The sequence below is a fragment of the Hymenobacter citatus genome (assembly GCF_014333615.1).
In the GTDB taxonomy this organism is placed as follows: Bacteria; Bacteroidota; Bacteroidia; order Cytophagales; family Hymenobacteraceae; genus Hymenobacter; species Hymenobacter citatus.
The window spans coordinates 188,270-205,226 of the sequence record NZ_JACSCY010000008.1 but is presented as its reverse complement, the minus strand read 5'-3'; the positions used below and the strand labels follow the sequence as shown (position 1 = coordinate 205,226).

Genomic DNA, 16,957 nt, shown 5'->3' with positions numbered 1-16,957 from the left:
ATGCTGAGCTTGTCGAAGCATCTCGCGTGCTGGCATCAGATAGTATCCCACATCAGCACGCGAGATGCTTCGACAAGCTCAGCATGACCGCCCAATGGCCTAACGATAAAATGCGAACTGCTCAACGACGAGACACAAAATATTGTGTCTCTACCTCGCACATTCCGCCTACCCTACCGCAGAATAGATTGGTACTTGGCCGTATTCGTCGGGTCGATTTCGCCGAGCATATTTACTACCTGCTGCTTTTGCTGCGGGTCTTGGCTGGTACGGAAAATATTGGCTATTTCGTCGGACTTCGTATCAAAAAAGGAGCGGGCTACTAGTGTACCCGGACGCCGCAGCATGGCCGCTTGAATGCCAGTCAGCGCTGTCAGAATACTGGCGCGGGCATCTTGAGGCTTCTCGATGAAGATATCCATACCCTGCCGGTAGTAGGCGTACGAGCCCGTGCGGAAGGCTTCGAGCTGCGGGTCTTGCAGGTTGGTGAGTAGCCAGTAACGGTTGCGCGGCTCCCCGTCTTTCCACCCGCCATCCGACTCGTTGGTGACCGTCTGCGACGCGGCCGCCAGCAGAATATTGCGGGCGCGGTCATAATACGGCGTGCCGCCCAAGCGAACAAAGCTGTCCTGGTCCATGCCGATGATGATGTAGGCATAGAAGCTTAAAAGCGACGACAAATTGCCCACAAAGGTATTTTCCGAAAAATCCAGCGGGTTCTGAGGCGAGTAGTTGAACAGCCACCCCCGGTCGGAAATCGACATAACGTTGGTTTCATAACCGGTGCCGTACACGGGGCGCGTGGTAATGATGCGCACGGTGGCGGTGTAAGTGCCTGTCTGTGGAATACCGGTCAAGCCCACGAAAAACTTACAGCGAATTTTTTCCTCTGGCCGATAAGACTGGTTGGTCCAGGCGCGGGTATTGAGGAAGTTCTGGATATCATTCTGCATTTGCAGCACGATTTGCTGATCCGATACCGTCACGTTTTCCGTTGTCACGCGCACATCGGCCAGCAGCTCCTGTGCCCGCACTACCGATGTGCACAGGCAAGCAACCAACAACAAACACAGCGACAATAGTTTACGTGTATTGAGCATAGCGGGCAAGCACAAACTGAACAATATCCTGCGCCACGGCAGATTTAGGGAGTAAGTCCGACGTCGTGACCACGCCATCGGCCGTGAGCAGGGTTACCTTATTGGTATCGTGGCCGAAACCGGCCCCGGCATCGCGCAGGGAGTTCAGCACCACCACATCAAAGTTCTTGCGGCGGAGCTTGTCCAGCGCGTGTGCCTGCTCGTTGTTGGTTTCCAACGCAAAACCTACCGAAAATTGTTCAGCGCGTTTTGTTTCTCCCAGCGTAGCGGCAATATCTACGTTTTTGACAAGCGTGAGCGTGAGTGTATCGCCGGCTTTCTTAATTTTTTCGGGGGCTACCTCGGCGGGCCGGTAGTCGGCCACGGCAGCCGCAAACACCCAAATCTGCGCCGCTGGTGCGGCCTCAGCAGCGGCAGCATACATCTGCGAAGCCGTCTCTACCCGCACCGTCTGAATAGCCAGATGGGTAGGCGCAGGCAGGGCCGTGGGGCCACTCACCAGCGTAACGGTATGGCCCGCAGCGGCAAAGGCTTCCGCCAGCGCATAGCCCATCTTGCCCGTCGAGCGGTTGCCGATGAACCGCACAGGATCCAGCGGTTCGTAGGTAGGGCCGGCAGTGAGCAGGATATTCACTCTAATCTGAAAGTATAAATTATGAATTCTTCTGTCATCCTAAGCTTGTGAAGGACCTTATCACCTGTGAACGAGTCGCTTGATAGTAACTCCAACGTGAGAAGGTCCTTCGCTCTGCTTAGGATGACAGCTGAAAACAACTATTTCCCTACCCAAAAAACCGCTCCAGCTCTGCCACAATATCTTCGGGTTCCAGCATGCGGCCGGGGCCAGAGAGGCCACTGGCCAGTTCGCCGCTGGGCGAGTCGAGCACGTGGTTGCCGTAGCTACGCAGGGCGGCCAGGTTGGCCGTCACGGCTGGGTGCTGGTACATGTCCAGGTCCATAGCGGGGGCCAGAAACACGGGGCAGCGAGCCGAAAGGTAGGCAGCATCCAACAACGAATCGCAAAGGCCATGAGCGAAGTGGCCGATGGTATTGGCCGAGGCCGGAGCTACCAGCAGCACATCGGCCCATAGGCCCAGGTGCACGTGGTTGTGCCATTCGCCAGCTTTTTCGTCTTTCAGAAAGCCTTGTAGCACGGGCTTTTTAGACAGCGTGCCCAGCGTGAGGGGCGTAACAAAAGCCGAGGCCGAAGCAGTCAGGATTACCTGCACTTCGGCCCCGGCTTTCACGAGTAGCCGCACCAACACGGCTGATTTATACGCGGCAATACTCCCGCACACGCCCAGCAGAATCTTACGGTTGTGCAGTGCCATGCGCAGAGGGGCAATTACTCGTTGGCGAGCAAGTTGCCGTCGTTGTCAACCTCCGGCGTACGGAAGTATACTTTGCCTTCTAAGAACTCCTCAATGGCGAGGTTGGTAGGCTTAGGCAGGCGCTCGTAGTGCTTGGAAATCTCGATCTGCTCGCGGTTTTCAAATACCTCTTCGAGGTTATCTACTGTGGTAGCAAATTCGGCCAGCTTACCGTTCAGCTCCTCTTTCAGCTTCACCGACAGTTGGTTAGCACGCTTCGAGATGATGGCAATAGACTCGTACACGTTGCCGGTTTCTTGCGCGAAATCCGACATATTGCGCGTCACGATGGAGGGAGAAACGTTATTCGGAACTTTCATATTCAAGTATCTTCAGAATCAGAAAAATTTCTTTTGGAGTAGGCGCTGCCTAGTTGGTGGAAGCCGAAGCTGCCGTTTTTTCAGTGGTTTTCAGGCGGTCTAGCTCTTTGCGCGCGAAATCATACATGTTCTCGGCACTCTTGAGGTTGCGGCTACTGGGATAGGCATCGATGAACTGTTGGTAAAAGGCTACGGCCTCCAGATACCGCTCACGCTGCTTTTCGGCCACGCTTTCCTTGGCCAGGTTGAACTGTGATTCCAGCTTCAGGTAGGCCGCGTCTTCGCTGTATACCGAGGCAGGGTATTGCTGCTGGAAGTTGCCCAGCGCCACCACCGCCGACTGGTAATACCGCAGCTGCTGGTACAACTTAGCGCCCTGAAACGCTTTATTTTCCAGCTTTTTCTGCAACTCCTGCGACATATTTTCCACCTCAGGGCGGAATGTGCTTTCAGGGTAACGGTTCAGAAATTCCTGGATGCTCTCGTTGGCCGACAGCGTGTTGGTCTGGTCAAGCTCATACTCCGGCGAGTCGCGGAACAGCGACTTGGCGTGCAAGAACATAGCCTCCTCGGCATATTGCGAGTTGGGATACGTTTCGTAGAACGACTTAAAATAGTGAGCGCTCAGTACGTAATTACTCTGCTTGAAATTCGTGTTCGCGAAGAAGAATTGAGCCTTCTCCGCCTCGGGGCGGCCTTTCAGCAAGGGTTGAAGCTCCTCTAGCAGCGTACCAGCCTTGAAATAGTCGCCCTCCTCGTAGTACTTAATGGCGGCTTCGTATTTCTTGTTCACATCGTTGCTTTTAAGCAGCTTTTGGTAGCCGCTGCACGAGCCGAGCAGCAAGGCGCTCAAAAGCAGAACAACGAAGGCGGTAGGGCGAAACACAGACATGGATAGCATGAAGAACGCAAAGATAACGGATTAGGCGCCCGAATCAAAGGCGGCACAGAACGCGGTACTTACCGGGAAGTAGGCTTGCCGGTGGCTACCGGGACCTTACGACTGGGGGCTACAGGACGGGCTTTGGGGGCGGTTTTTGTTTTTTTAGACTTCGTCTTAGGCTTGACTTTGGGCTTGGCAGGCCTCCCAAACTGCCGCCCTAACACCTGCTGGCGGGTAGGACGTTCCGTAGCGCGCCACTGGAAGCCTTTCAGCTTGCGGTCCTCATCCTTTAGCTCGTGGGGCGGAATGAAGCTGGCATCGGGGTTGGTGTAGTAGGTGACTTTAGGCGCTTTCTTACCTTCTGTGAAACGGAGGGCCATGGAGGCGCCCACGGCTTTGTTCATGCCCGTGAGGGCGGTATCTCCATCAAGAGCAAAGTAGAGGCTCTCGGCGTTGCCAAGCACCGTAATTTTTTTCAGTTTGCTGTCCGCAAAGTAGGCCACCATGTTGCGGCCCTTCACTTGGTTGTAGTTCAGCAACGTGTCTTCGGCTATGCTGAACGCGTTGGCGTACAGGCGCATCTGGTCAATCTTACCGTTGCGTAGCCTGATTTCCATGCTGTCGGAGGTAAGCTGGTTTTGTTCCTGCCACAGAATGGGGTTCTTGTTGAGGTAAATAACCGAGTCCTGCCGGTCGTAGGTCAGCGAGTCGCAGGCGCCTTGTAGGTCGCTACGGTATATCTTGGCCCTGGGGTAGACATACAACACGCTGGCATTGAGTTGCTTTTGGGTAGGCGGCAGCGGCGCTGTGGTTTGAAAACGAATGCCGGGTTTAGGCTTGGGTGGCGGCGGTGGGGCTGGCTTTCCCTCCACGCTAATCAGCGTATCGCCCGCTACGTAGAGCGTATCCTTGCCAGAGATGTTGCGCATCACGGGTGAGCCGTACACCTTGGCTTTGCCCAGCGCCCTCCAATACCTCCCCACATCACCCCGAATCACGAGGTTGTCTTTCTTGGATGTCATGGAGACGTGGCCGGTGGCTATGCCGTAGCTGGTGTTTTCGTCGTACACCAGCTTATCACCGCCCAGTAGGTAGTCGGGCGTTTCTATTTTAGCATTCTTTTGAAAGTCAGCTACTTTCGTCAGGGTATTATACGTACCGTTTTCGGCGTAGAGCGTGCGGTTCAGCTTGTCGATGATGCGGGTAGGACCGAAAAAGTACACCACCTTCGATAGGGTATTGTACTGCAAGGTGTCGCTGCGAATCTCATTGCTTTTCGTGACCACGTGCACGTTACGCCGGAAGCTGAACACTTTACTTTCGGTATTGTAGTAGCCAAACTGGCTGTCGAGCGTGTTTTCGGGGTCTTGCAGGTGGCCGCCGGTGCTATAGTAGGCCAGGTTTCGGGTCAGGTCGTAGTCGAGTAGGCTGGTGGTGAGCGTCATGCGCGGGTCACGCATCACCACGTTGCCGGTCATGCGGGCCGTGCGGGCGTTGCCGTCGTAGAAACCCTTCTCGCCGGTGATGGTTACAGTATCATTCTGCACGATGCGCACGTTGCTGAACGCATCCACGGTATTGCGCTCCATGTACTGGTAGGCCGAGTCGCAAAACAACAGGGTAGTACCCTGCTTGAAGCGCACATTGCCCAGCAGCTTGCGGATTTTGACGCCGTTGAACTCGCCCCCTACAAACTGGTCGGTACCCAATAGCTCCACGGGCGGGTTCTTGCCGTTGTTAGCTGGCCGGGCAGCCGGTGTTGCCGGGCGTTGCGCCCAGCTAAAAAGGGGCACCAACAGCAGAAAAAAGAGAAAAACGGATTTTGGGAACGACATTTCGGCGCAAAGGTACGGAAGGTCGGTTGCTAACGGTCATCTTTGTAGAATAGTGCTTTTTGTGATTCCTATTAGACCGTCATGCTGAGCTTGTCGAAGCATCTCGCGTGCTGACGTTGCGCAACTAATCCAACGAAGCGAGCGAGATGCTTCGACAAGCTCAGCATGACGCCCCTACCCTACTTCTGCAACGACGGGCGGCTGCAAGCTGCCCCTACATTCTACCCCATGCTTGACCAGATTCGTCAATTCATTCTCGATAACAGTCTTTTCTCCCCTACCACCGATACCGTACTCGTGGCCGTGAGCGGCGGGCAAGACTCAGTGGTATTGCTCGACGTGCTGCACCGCCTGGGCGTGCAGATAGCCGTGGCGCATTGCCACTTCGGCCTGCGTGGCGACGAGGCCGACGCCGACGAGCAGTTTGTGCGCAAGCTGGCCAAGCAGTACGAAGCGCCCTACTTCGCGGAGTTCTTCCAGACCAAAGCCTTTGCCCAGCAGGAAGGCATTTCGACGCAGATGGCCGCCCGCGCCCTGCGCTACCAGTGGTTCGAGCAGGTGCGGCAGCGCGAGGGATACGCCTGCATCGCCACGGCCCACCACCAGCGCGACGCCGCCGAAACCATGCTACTCAACCTCACGCACGGCACCGGCTTGGCGGGTTTGCACGGCATTCCGGCCAAGAGTGGCCATGTGGTGCGCCCTCTCCTACCCATCGACAAACCCGCGCTGTTCGACTACTTGGTGGAAAACCGCCTGATCTGGCGCGAGGATGCCAGCAACGACTCGCCCGTGTATCAGCGCAACCGCTTGCGCCAGGAGGTGCTGCCGGTATTGCGCGACATCAATCCCAACCTCGACCAGACCCTGCAAATCACCGCCGAGCGGGTAGGCGGCGCCGAGGAAATTGTGCGACGCTACGTGCAGGACACCGCTGCCGAAGCCCAGCACACCGAAAACGAGGTAACCTACCTCCGCATCGACACGCTGCAACGCACGGCGGCCACGGCGCTGGTGCTGCACGAGTTGCTGCGACCGTTTGGGTTTTCCTACCTCGTGGTGAAAGACATTGTGGCGGCGTTCGGGGCCGAGCCGGGCCGGCAGTTTGAGTCCCCTACCCACCGTCTGGTAAAGGACCGGGAGCAGCTGGTGATTACGCACAAAAAGCTGGATAACTTCGGCACGCACCAGCTAGCGGCCGGCCAGGAAACCCTGAAAATCGACGGTTTGCACCTGCGGCTGAACTTGCACGAGGCCAACGGCTTTGTCCTACCCCGCGCCAAAAACCAGGCGGCCTTGGATGCCGATAAGCTGAAGTTTCCGCTGGTGGTGCGGCGCTGGCAGGAGGGCGACTGGTTTATGCCCATCGGTATGAAGGGCAAAAAGAAGCTCTCGGATTTCCTGATCGACCAGAAAATACCGCTGAACCTGAAGGACGACGTGCGCGTGCTGGTATCGGGCGACGGCAAGATTGCCTGGGTGATTGGCCTGCGGCCCGACGACCGGTTTAAGGTGACGGAGGAGACGCAGAGCGTGCTGGCCGTGCAGCGGATGTAGGGGCGGCTTGCAGCCGCCCATCGTTGCCGAGGTTGCCGGAACGCAACACGATTTCGGCCAATAACAGCCACCACCGTGCAGCCTTCGGGGTTTTCGGTTACATTTACGCGTATCGCATTTCCTACCCATTCAACGTATTCACTGATGAAAGTTACCGTAGTTGGGGCTGGCAACGTGGGCGCAACCTGCGCCGATGTACTTGCCACCCGCGAAATTGCCAATGAAGTAGTACTGGTTGATATCAAGGAAGGCTTCGCCGAAGGCAAGGCCCTCGATATCTGGCAGAAAGCTCCCATTATTGGCTACGACACCCGCACCGTGGGCGTAACCGGCGACTACTCGCGCACCGCCGACTCCGACGTGGTGGTGATTACCTCCGGCCTACCCCGCAAGCCCGGCATGAGCCGCGACGACCTGATTTCGACCAACGCCGGCATCGTGAAATCGGTGACGGAGCAGGTAGTGAAATACTCGCCCAACGCCATCATCATCATCGTGAGCAACCCGCTCGACGTGATGACCTACCAGGCCCACCTCACCTCCGGCAAAGACCGCACGAAGGTGTTCGGCATGGCTGGCATCCTGGACACGGCCCGCTACCGCGCTTTCCTGGCCGAAGCGTTGAATGTGAGTCCGAAGGATATTCAGGCGGTGCTCATGGGAGGCCACGGCGACACCATGGTGCCCCTACCCCGCTACACCACAGTAGGCGGCATTCCCGTTACAGAACTGCTAGATAAAGAGACTCTTGACGCCATCGTAGACCGTACGGCCAAGGGTGGCGGCGAGTTGGTGAAGCTGATGGGCACCTCGGCCTGGTACGCGCCTGGCGCGGCAGCGGCTCAGATGGTAGAAGCCATTGTGCGCGACCAACGCCGCGTGTTCCCCGTGTGCATCAAGCTGGAAGGCGAGTACGGCATCGACGGTGTATACCTGGGCGCGCCCGTTATTCTGGGCAAAAACGGCATCGAGAAAGTCATTGAGCTGCAACTCAACGACGAGGAGAAAGCGCTGCTGGAAACCTCACGCGGCCACGTGAAAGAGGTGATGGACGCGCTGGATAAGATGAGCCAGACTAACGCCTAACAGTATTCGGCACACCACCCCAACAACGGGCCGCTCTGCGTATGCAGGGCGGCCCGTTGTTTTTGTTGCTGAGGTCATCAACCAAAACTTCGGCCTAGCCGGTTGGTTGTTCTGGGCGATACGCCACCTGAATGGCGGCCGCTAGATGCGGTATTTCTCATCCTATATTCTTGCATTTGTATGGAACACCGTCAGTTAGGCGCTTCGGGTCTGCGCATTCCGGTCTTGAGCTTTGGCACGGCTACCTTTGGAGGAAGCACCGAGTTCTTTAAATCCTGGGGCAATACGCAGGTAGAAGAAGCCCGGAAGCTTGTTGATATCTGCCTGGAAGCCGGTGCCAACCTGTTTGACACGGCCAACGTGTACTCGCAGGGCGTGGCAGAAGAAATCCTGGGCAAGGCGCTGGAAGGCCGCCGCCATGAGACGCTGATTTCCACCAAGGCTACCTTCCCCACGGGTGATGGTCCGCAGGACTACGGCTCCTCGCGCCAGCACCTAATGCGCGCCTGCGAAGATTCCCTCCGCCGCCTGGGTACCGACTACATTGACATTTACCACATGCACGGCTTCGACGCCCACACGCCGGTAGACGAAACCCTGCGCACGCTCGATACGCTGGTGCAGAGCGGCAAAGTGCGCTACATTGCCTGCTCCAACTTTTCGGGCTGGCACTTGATGAAGTCCTTGTCCGTGTCGGAGCGGCACGGGTGGGCGCGCTACGTGGGCCATCAGGTGTACTACTCGCTGCTCCACCGCGAGTTTGAGTGGGAGCTGATGCCGCTGGGTATCGACCAGGGGGTAGGAACCCTGGTATGGAGTCCGTTGTCGGCGGGGCTGCTGAGTGGCAAGATTCGCCGCGGTCAGCCTATGCCCGAAAGCAGCCGACTGGCCCAGGGCGGCGGCCAGGGTCCGCAGGTACCCGATGAGCGCCTGTTTGCTATTGTGGATGTACTGGACGAGGTAGCTACCGAAACCGAGAAAACCGTGGCCCAGGTTGCCCTCAACTGGCTGTTGCAGCGCCCTACCGTTGTAAACCTCGTGGTGGGAGCCCGCAACGAAGAACAGTTACGCCAAAACCTGGCTGCTACTGGCTGGAACCTCACCCCAGAGCAGACAGCCCGCCTCGACGCCGTGAGCGACACCACGCCTACCTATCCCTACTGGCATCAGCGCCTGTTTCCCATGCTGGGTTCCTCGGCGCTGTAAGAAGCTGCGTTAGCTAAAATGTTACCAGGACGGTGTAGAGACGCATACTTGCGTCTTATCATTGAACGAAGGTCACTCTGATGGCGCAAACGCCGAGACGCAAGTATGCGTCTCTACACAGTTCATTAGTTAACTTACACAGCCTTTAAGCCTGACACAGTAGCGCCATTTAAACATTTGGGCCGAGCAAAGCACGTTTTCACACGTGCTTTGCTCGGCCCAAATGCTGTATTTATACTTTGCTTTACTGTTGACTGGCTCGGAAAAGCTTTTGCTTTTCTTCTTTCGAGAGGCTCTCGTAGCCAGAGCGCGAAATCTTATCCAGGATGGAGTCGATGTCCTCGGCGTCGGGCTGGGCGGGGCCTTTGCGGGCCTTGGTGGTGGGCGGCACCGTGGCGCGGTTGCGGTGCGACACGCGCAGGTTGGGCCGCCCCGTGAACAAGCCCCCTACCCAGTCGCCGATAGCGAGGATAGGGCGGCCCAAGTCGCGGCCAGCTTGCAATTGCTTGATAAAGGTGAAGCCTAGAATAGCGCCGCCAATGTGGGCCATTTCGCCGCCCGTGTTGCCTCCATCGAGGCCGAAAATGGCGATAAGCACCAGCACCGCTGCAATGTATTTGATGCGGACCGGACCAATTAGAATCAAGTTGAACTCATAATTGGGCAACAGGGTAGCAGCACCTACCACAATGGCTACCACAGCGCCCGAAGCACCTAGCACAATCGTTGGTCCCAACTGCTGAAGCTTTGGAATGAGGTTGTAGCCCAGCAGAAATAGCGCCGCGCCAGCCAGTGCGCCCAGTATATACAGGCTTGTCACCTTTCGCTCACCGAGGTATTCCCGAATCAGCGAGCCGAACCAATAGAGGTTCAGCAAGTTGAAGAGTATATGCAGAAAACCCTCATGCACAAAAGCATAGGTCAGTACTGTCCAAGGGCGGTAAGCCAGCCACGAGAGGTTGGATGGTAGGGCAAGCTGCTCGATAACGCTGCTGTAATACGGCAGCCCGCTCAGCCACATCACCACCCGAATCAGTTGCAGGACTACAAACACCAGCACGTTAATCAGCAACAACTGATTAAGCGAGTTGTCGCGGCGGTTGAAGGCAGTCCGGATGTCGTTAAAGATGCTCATAGAGAAGATGAAAGGAAGTGCCGGTTGCGAGCAAGAACGTCATTTCAAACGCAGGAAGAAATCCCGCGGGCTCCCGGTAATCTTATCTTGTGAAGTGAAAATTACTACCCATCATCAGCACGCGAGATTTCTCCCTGCGGTCGAAATGACGTTCCTCTTCACAACTTAATAAAACTGGCCGCGGCTTCGCTCCCAGATTTTTAACACAATGAAGCCAATCAACATTCCGCCCAGGTGGGCGAAGTGTGCCACAGTGTCGCCCGGCACGCGGTGCACGCCCTGAAACAGCTCGAAGGCCGCATAGCCGAACACCATATACTTAGCCTTCACTGGAAACGGAATGAACAAGAGCATCAACTCCGTATTTGGAAACAGGTAAGCAAACGCCATCAGAATCCCAAAAATTGCGCCCGACGCGCCTAGCATCGGTACGTTGAAGCTCTGATTAAACACATCATCCAGGTTTTGTGTGGCTTGGGCAATGTTGGCGGGGGTAGGACTCTGCTTTAGGATTTGCGCATTCTGCTGGTACGGGGCTTCCGGGAGGTAGGCTCGGAAAAAATCGGCGTAGTTGCCGGGAGTAGGGTCTTGGCGGAATTCTATCCGCGCCTGATTCATTTTATCCAGCTCGTAATAGCGCACGCCCGAATACAATACGCCAGCCCCTACCCCGCAAATCAGCCAAAACGTCAGGAAGCGGTTGGCGCCCCATTGCATTTCCAGCAACGGCCCGAAACTGATAAGCGCGAACATATTGAACAGGATGTGCATAAACCCACCATGCATGAACATGTACGTCAGGAACTGCCATGGCTGGTAGTTAGGCGAGCCCACCGGGAACAGCGCCAGCATAATCGTCTGGTCGCCGAGCACCTGCTGCGCCACGAACACGAGTACGTTAAGCAGTAGAATATTCCGGACGGCCGGGGTGAGGTTGAACATCGAAAGAAGGTAGGGAAGTTATAAATCGTCTGTCATCCTGAGCGGAGCGAAGGACCTTCTCACGTGTGAACGAGTCGTTGCTATGATGGTCGTTCCAACGTGAGAAGGTCCTTCGCTCCGCTCAGGATGACAGATGGGTGTAAGACGACAAACGAATTTCAGCCATTTACCTCACGGCTTACGGAAAAAGTCCTGAATCTGGTTGAGTTCCAGCAGTACCAGTGTGCGGCGGCCGTCGGGGGTGTAGCCGGGCACCTGGCAGGCAAAGAGGCGGTCGGCCAGAGCGTTCATTTCCAGGTCGGAGAGGCGGGCGGTGGCAGCGCTACTGGCCACGCGGCGCGCCAAGGCGCGCGCTACCTGCTCGCGCCGGTCGAGCTTCACGGGGCCGGCGTGGGTCCGGAACTGCTCGATGAGGCCTTCCAGCAAGGCCTGCTCGTCGCGGGCGGGCACGTCGGCCGGAATGCCCTCCACGGCCACCGTAAACTTGCCAAACTCCGTGAACCGGAACCCCAGCGCGTGCAGAGCATCAGTCACCTCGCGCAGCACCGCAAAATCCTGGGGCGAAAACGTGACGGTACGCGGAAACAGCAGCGTTTGCGAGGCGCCGCCCTCGCGCTCCAGCGCCTGGGCATACTGCTCAAACAAAATCCGCTCGCGGGCCGCTACCTGGTCAATCAGCATCACTCCCGATTTTACGGGCACCAGCAAATACTGCTGATGCACTTGCAGCACGCGGTTGCCGGGGCCGTTGGCGGTTTCGCGCAGGGGCAACTCGGGGTTGGCCTCTACGGGCGGCGCGGCCGGCGCTTTGGGGGGTAGGGCGCTCAGGAAAGCGGCCATGTCGGTAGGCGCGGCAGCGGCTCCGGCCTTCTGTTTGGGCGCGGCCGGGGCCTCGCCTTCCAGGTCGGCGGCCGAGAGCTGACCCAGGGACTTGTAGAAATCTTCCAGGTCGCGCTTGGCTTGCTCGGTAGGGCGCGGGGGTAGGGGCCGCTCGTAGTCGGCGGCTTTGTCAGTTTTGGAGGTGGACTGGCGCACCTGGCTGGCGGCCCCGCTGGCGGCGGCGGCCAGCGCATCGGGGCGGCGGGCGTCGTCGAAACGGTTGGGCGTGCTGGGGGTAGCCGGCGTTATGCGTAGCGGCTGAATGGGCGCAAAATTCACGTCGCCCTCAAAATCCAGCGAGGGCGCCATGTTGTGAATGCCTAACGACTGCTTCACGGCCGACCGCACAATGGCGTACACGGTTTTCTCGTCCTCGAACTTGATTTCCGTCTTGGTAGGGTGCACGTTGATGTCGATGGCCTTAGGATCCAGCTCCAAAAACAGCACGTAGAACGGGTGCGTATCGCGGGGGAGCAGGCCCTCGTAGGCCGTGAGCACGGCGTGGTTGAGGTAGGCCGAGCGAATGAAGCGGTTGTTGACGAAGAAAAACTGGTCGCCCCTACTCTTCTTGGCCGAGGCTGGCTTGCCGATGTAGCCGCGCACGGCCAGAAAGGGCGTTACCTCCTCCACCTGCGCCAACTGCTCCTTGTAGCCGTTGCCCAGCAGCGCCACAATGCGCTGGCTGAGCTTGCCCGCCGGCAGGTTGAACACCTCTAGCTCGTTTTGGTGCAGCGAAAACCCAATTTGCGGATTGGCCAATGCCACATGCTGAAACTCGTCCAGAATATGGCGCATCTCCACGGCGTTGCTTTTAAGAAAGTTGCGCCGCGCCGGCACGTTAAAGAACAAGTTCTTCACGCTGATGCTGGTGCCATCGGGGCAGGCCACGGGCTGCTGACTGCTGATACTGGAGCCTTCTACTAGCAGGAGCGTACCGGTTTCCTGCTGGCGCGGCTTGGTGCGCAGCTCCAACTGCGACACGGCCGCAATACTCGCCAGCGCCTCGCCCCGGAAGCCCAGCGTCCGAATCTTGAACAGATCTTCCGTTGAGCGAATCTTGCTGGTAGCGTGGCGCTCCAGGCTCATGCGCGCATCGGTGGGCGACATGCCCAGGCCGTTGTCGACTACCTGCACCAGCTGCTTGCCGGCGTCTTTAATGATGAGCTGTACTTGCGTGGCGCCAGCGTCCACGGCGTTTTCGAGCAGTTCCTTCACCACCGAAGCCGGACGCTGCACCACCTCGCCGGCGGCAATCTGGTTGGCCAGGTATTCGGGAAGCAACTGGATAATGTCTGCCATTCCTCAGAAACCGCGGGGCGGGAAGAAGAGTTTACGCGTTAAAAAGAAGAAGGGCATGCGCTTGACCACAACCGGCACGGCGAAATTATCCGTAAGTTTGTAGTCAACTTTTGTTACCCTAGCGGACTACCGCGGCTTTTTGCAGCAGCTTGAGCAGCACGCAACTGGCCCAAAAAAAGCTGGTTTGGCTGGCCCGGACGGATAACAAAAGTAGGGCTATTTCCGCTCGGTTTCAACTTTACGCCTGTTTCAGACGCACCCCACGGCGCCCATGCTCAAGGATTTTCGCATTCGACTTCTGCTGGTTTTCGTGGCGCTTATTGGTCTGATGATTTCAGCGGCCGCCCCGCGCACGGCCCGCGAAGCCGCCCCTACCTCCCTGGCCGAGCAAAACTGGGTGGATAGCGTGTTCACCTCGCTCACGCCCGATCAGCGCCTGGGTCAGCTGTTTATGGTGGCCGCCTACTCCAATAAGGACCGCCGCCACGTGCAGGGCATTGATGCGCTGGTGAAGAACTACAACGTGGGCGGGCTGATGTTTTTGCAGGGCGGGCCGCGCCGGCAAGCCATCCTCACCAACCGCTACCAGGCCGAGGCCAAAGTGCCCCTGCTCATTGCCCTCGATGCCGAGTGGGGCCTGGATATGCGCCTCGACTCCACCATGCACTTTGCCAAGGAAATGACCCTGGGCGCCATGGACGACGACCGGTACGTGTACCAGATGGGCCGCGAAATTGCCTTGATGCTCAAAACATTGGGTGTACAGGTGAGCTTTTCGCCGGTGATTGACGTGAACTCGAATCCGCTGAACCCAGTCATCGGCAACCGCTCGTTTGGGGAAGACAAGGACCGGGTAGCCCGCGCCGGGCTGGCCTATATCAGCGGGTTGCAGGACCACGGCATTATGGCCGTAGCCAAGCATTTTCCCGGCCACGGCGACACCGATACCGACTCGCACGTGGCCCTACCGGTTATCAACACCGACATGGCCCGCCTCACCAACGTGGACCTCTACCCGTTTCAGAAGGCGTTTGAGCGGGGCGTGATGGGCGTGATGGTCGGGCACCTCTACATGCCGCTGTTCGACACTGTGCGCACGCTCTCGGCTACCCTTTCGCCAAACCTGGTGACGGGCTTGCTGAAGCAAAAAATGAACTATAAGGGCCTGGTATTCACGGATGCGCTCAACATGAAGGGCGTAACCAGCTACTACAAGCCCGGTGAGGTAGACGCCATGGCCCTGGTGGCCGGCAACGACGTGCTGCTGTTCTCGGAAGATGTGCCGATGGCCCTGCAAAAGATCAAAGAAGCCGTAGCAGCGGGCCGAATTCAGCAAGAAGACATTGACCAGCGGGTGCGCAAGATCTTGCGGGCTAAATTCTGGGCCGGCCTCAACCGCTACCAGCCCGTGGATGTGCCCAACCTAATGCAGAACCTGGACCGCCCCGCGGCCCGCACCGTGCAGCAGCAGATTTATGAGCACGCCACCACGGTAGCTAAAAATCAGGACGACCTCCTCCCCTTGCAGCGCCTGGATACCCTGCGCATCGCCACCATTACCATTGGCACAAAGCCGGGTAGCACGTTTGGCGAAACGATGAACAAGTACCAGCCGGGGCCGGTGTACGCCATCAGCAACCGCTACGCGCCCGACTCTACCTTCGAGCAGATCCTCACGCGCCTCACACCCTACAACACGGTGGTGGTGAGCCTGCACAATATGAACAACACGCCCACCCACAACTACGGGCTGGGCGATGGCACCCTCACCTTCCTGAAACGCCTGCAAGCCAACCCGCACCTGAAGGTGGTAGTGGTGGCCATGGGCAATGCCTACTCGCTGAAGTATTTGGAAGACGCCCGCACGCTGGTGTGCGGCTACGAAGACAACTACGCCTCGCAGTTGGTGGTGCCGCAGGTGCTGTTTGGGGCGTTGCCGGCCAAGGGCCAGTTGCCCGTTACGGTGTCGCCTACCCTGAAGGCGGGCGTGGGCCTGCCTACCCCCGACCTGCGCCGCCTGCGCTACACCACCCCCGAAAGCGAGGGGCTGGACTCAAAAGTACTGGCACAGATCGACAACATTGCCCTCGAAACGGTGGCCTACGCCGCCGCACCCGGCTGCCAGGTGCTGGTGGCTAAGAACGGTGCTGTGGTGTTCGACAAAAGCTACGGCTACTACACCTACAACAAGGAACAGCCCGTGAGCAACAGCACGCTCTACGACCTGGCCTCCGTGACCAAAGTAGCCGGCACTTTGCAGGCGGTGATGTACCTGAAAGATCAGGGCAAACTCAACCTCGATGAGAAAGTATCTGCCTACCTACCCGAATTACGCAACAGCAACAAGCGCGACATGCTGGTGCGCGACGTGCTCCTGCACCAGGCTGGCCTGAAACCGGGTATTGCTACCTGGGAGAAGACCGTGACCAGCGCCGGTCCTAAGCCTGCTTACTACGCCACCACCAGCACCGCGCAGTTCCCCAACGAAGTCACGCCTGAACTGTACAGCGTGAAAACCGCCGCCGATTCGGTGTGGGCCTGGACTATCAATTCGGCGCTGCTGCCTAAGGTGAAGGGAAAGTATCCCGTGGAATACAGTGACTTAAGCTTCATAATAATGAAGCACCTGTGCGAGCGGATTTTGAAGCAGCCCATCGAGGATTTTCTGGACGCTACCTTCTACAAGCCGCTGGGGCTGGGGTCGATGACCTACAATCCGCTCAACCGCTTCCCCAAATCCTGCATCGCCCCCACTGAAAACGACAACTACTACCGCCACACCCTGTTGCAGGGCAACGTGCACGACCAATCGGCCGCGCTGGTGGGCGGCATTGCGGGGCATGCAGGCTTATTTTCGAATGCCAACGACTTGGCTATTCTGATGCAGATGGACTTGCAGAACGGTAACTACGGTGGCGCGCGCTACTTCCGCACGCCGGTGGTTACGGACTTTGTGCGTACCAGTGGCGTGGCTGGCAACCGCCGGGCGCTGGGCTGGGACAAAGGCACGCCGGAGAAGGAATCGGGGCCGACTTCCAACCTGTCGCCGGCCAGCACGTTTGGGCATACGGGCTTCACAGGCACCTGCGTGTGGCTCGATCCCGAAAACAAAATCGTATACATCTTTCTTTCTAACCGCGTGTACCCCGACGCCAGCAACCGCAAACTGGTGCAGTACAATATCCGCACGCGCATTCACGACGTTATCTACAAAGCACTGCAAAAGACATGAGCTGTTGGCTGATTGCATTTTCTTCTGAGTAGCTCCGCAACCGGCGGCCCGGCACCTGTTTTAGGTGGTAGGCCGCCGGTTTTGCTTGTAGCATTTGCAACCCTGCGGCCGTA

The 16,957-nt window shown here is 57.8% G+C and carries 13 protein-coding genes; 4 read left to right on the top strand and 9 right to left on the bottom strand.

Going from position 1 to position 16,957, the window contains the following annotated elements:
* Positions 1-173: 173 nt before the first annotated feature.
* From porD to H8B15_RS12320, 6 genes are all read right to left on the bottom strand, one after another.
* A complete protein-coding gene (gene porD, locus H8B15_RS12345) occupies positions 174-1,100 on the bottom strand; it encodes a type IX secretion system protein PorD (RefSeq protein ID WP_187319994.1) in 927 nt (308 codons plus the stop codon).
* The gene (locus H8B15_RS12340) at positions 1,084-1,734 is read right to left on the bottom strand and encodes a phosphopantothenoylcysteine decarboxylase domain-containing protein (protein WP_187319993.1); all 651 of its coding nucleotides are present in this window, start codon (positions 1,732-1,734) and stop codon (positions 1,084-1,086) included. The genes porD and H8B15_RS12340 overlap by 17 nt, the downstream gene beginning before the upstream one ends.
* A 148-nt stretch (positions 1,735-1,882) precedes the next feature.
* Positions 1,883-2,431: a flavoprotein gene (locus H8B15_RS12335; RefSeq protein WP_187319992.1), complete on the bottom strand. Its 549-nt coding sequence runs from the start codon at positions 2,429-2,431 to the stop codon at positions 1,883-1,885.
* Positions 2,432-2,445: 14 nt separating this feature from the next.
* On the bottom strand, positions 2,446-2,790 hold the full coding sequence (locus tag H8B15_RS12330) for a DNA-directed RNA polymerase subunit omega (RefSeq protein ID WP_187319991.1): 345 nt from the start codon (positions 2,788-2,790) through the stop codon (positions 2,446-2,448).
* A 49-nt stretch (positions 2,791-2,839) separates the two neighbouring features.
* Positions 2,840-3,691: an outer membrane protein assembly factor BamD gene (locus H8B15_RS12325; protein ID WP_246455431.1), complete on the bottom strand. Its 852-nt coding sequence runs from the start codon at positions 3,689-3,691 to the stop codon at positions 2,840-2,842.
* Between the two features lie 59 nt (positions 3,692-3,750).
* The gene (locus H8B15_RS12320; protein WP_187319990.1) at positions 3,751-5,508 is read right to left on the bottom strand and encodes an OstA-like protein; all 1,758 of its coding nucleotides are present in this window, start codon (positions 5,506-5,508) and stop codon (positions 3,751-3,753) included.
* Positions 5,509-5,673: 165 nt separating this feature from the next.
* Here H8B15_RS12320 and tilS point away from each other — a divergent pair, with 165 nt between their 5' ends.
* The 3 genes from tilS (at position 5,674) to H8B15_RS12305 (ending at position 9,357) form a co-directional block, all read left to right on the top strand.
* A complete protein-coding gene (gene tilS / locus H8B15_RS12315) occupies positions 5,674-7,065 on the top strand; it encodes a tRNA lysidine(34) synthetase TilS (RefSeq protein WP_246455426.1) in 1,392 nt (463 codons plus the stop codon).
* A 144-nt stretch (positions 7,066-7,209) separates the two neighbouring features.
* Positions 7,210-8,151, top strand: a complete 942-nt coding sequence (gene mdh, locus H8B15_RS12310; RefSeq protein ID WP_187319989.1) for a malate dehydrogenase — start codon at positions 7,210-7,212, stop codon at positions 8,149-8,151.
* A 180-nt stretch (positions 8,152-8,331) separates the two neighbouring features.
* Positions 8,332-9,357 carry an aldo/keto reductase gene (locus tag H8B15_RS12305; RefSeq protein ID WP_187319988.1) on the top strand — a complete coding sequence of 342 codons (1,026 nt, stop codon included), beginning with the start codon at positions 8,332-8,334 and terminating at the stop codon, positions 9,355-9,357.
* Positions 9,358-9,601: 244 nt separating this feature from the next.
* On the opposite strand, the gene H8B15_RS12300 is transcribed toward H8B15_RS12305, so the two are convergent.
* The 3 genes from H8B15_RS12300 to mutL all read right to left on the bottom strand — a co-directional run bounded on the left by H8B15_RS12300 (position 9,602) and on the right by mutL (position 13,612).
* Positions 9,602-10,492: a rhomboid family intramembrane serine protease gene (locus H8B15_RS12300; protein WP_187319987.1), complete on the bottom strand. Its 891-nt coding sequence runs from the start codon at positions 10,490-10,492 to the stop codon at positions 9,602-9,604.
* Positions 10,493-10,657: 165 nt separating this feature from the next.
* Positions 10,658-11,434, bottom strand: a complete 777-nt coding sequence (locus H8B15_RS12295; RefSeq protein WP_187319986.1) for a rhomboid family intramembrane serine protease — start codon at positions 11,432-11,434, stop codon at positions 10,658-10,660.
* Positions 11,435-11,605: 171 nt separating this feature from the next.
* A complete protein-coding gene (gene mutL, locus H8B15_RS12290; protein ID WP_187319985.1) occupies positions 11,606-13,612 on the bottom strand; it encodes a DNA mismatch repair endonuclease MutL in 2,007 nt (668 codons plus the stop codon).
* Between the two features lie 271 nt (positions 13,613-13,883).
* Between mutL and H8B15_RS12285 the strand changes: the two genes are divergently transcribed.
* Positions 13,884-16,844 (top strand): serine hydrolase domain-containing protein, encoded by a 2,961-nt coding sequence (locus tag H8B15_RS12285; RefSeq protein WP_187319984.1) that lies wholly within the window; start codon positions 13,884-13,886, stop codon positions 16,842-16,844.
* Positions 16,845-16,957: the final 113 nt, after the last annotated feature.

What these genes read in the sequence shown, in the direction of transcription:
- porD (WP_187319994.1), bottom strand. Translation starts at nt 1,100, where the DNA reads ATGCTCAATACACGTAAACTATTGTCGCTGTGTTTGTTGTTGGTTGCT.
- H8B15_RS12335 (WP_187319992.1), bottom strand. Translation starts at nt 2,431, where the DNA reads ATGGCACTGCACAACCGTAAGATTCTGCTGGGCGTGTGCGGGAGTATT.
- H8B15_RS12330 (WP_187319991.1), bottom strand. Translation starts at nt 2,790, where the DNA reads ATGAAAGTTCCGAATAACGTTTCTCCCTCCATCGTGACGCGCAATATG.
- H8B15_RS12325 (WP_246455431.1), bottom strand. Translation starts at nt 3,691, where the DNA reads ATGCTATCCATGTCTGTGTTTCGCCCTACCGCCTTCGTTGTTCTGCTT.
- H8B15_RS12320 (WP_187319990.1), bottom strand. Translation starts at nt 5,508, where the DNA reads ATGTCGTTCCCAAAATCCGTTTTTCTCTTTTTTCTGCTGTTGGTGCCC.
- tilS (WP_246455426.1), top strand. Translation starts at nt 5,674, where the DNA reads ATGACGCCCCTACCCTACTTCTGCAACGACGGGCGGCTGCAAGCTGCC.
- mdh (WP_187319989.1), top strand. Translation starts at nt 7,210, where the DNA reads ATGAAAGTTACCGTAGTTGGGGCTGGCAACGTGGGCGCAACCTGCGCC.
- H8B15_RS12305 (WP_187319988.1), top strand. Translation starts at nt 8,332, where the DNA reads ATGGAACACCGTCAGTTAGGCGCTTCGGGTCTGCGCATTCCGGTCTTG.
- H8B15_RS12300 (WP_187319987.1), bottom strand. Translation starts at nt 10,492, where the DNA reads ATGAGCATCTTTAACGACATCCGGACTGCCTTCAACCGCCGCGACAAC.
- H8B15_RS12295 (WP_187319986.1), bottom strand. Translation starts at nt 11,434, where the DNA reads ATGTTCAACCTCACCCCGGCCGTCCGGAATATTCTACTGCTTAACGTA.
- mutL (WP_187319985.1), bottom strand. Translation starts at nt 13,612, where the DNA reads ATGGCAGACATTATCCAGTTGCTTCCCGAATACCTGGCCAACCAGATT.
- H8B15_RS12285 (WP_187319984.1), top strand. Translation starts at nt 13,884, where the DNA reads ATGCTCAAGGATTTTCGCATTCGACTTCTGCTGGTTTTCGTGGCGCTT.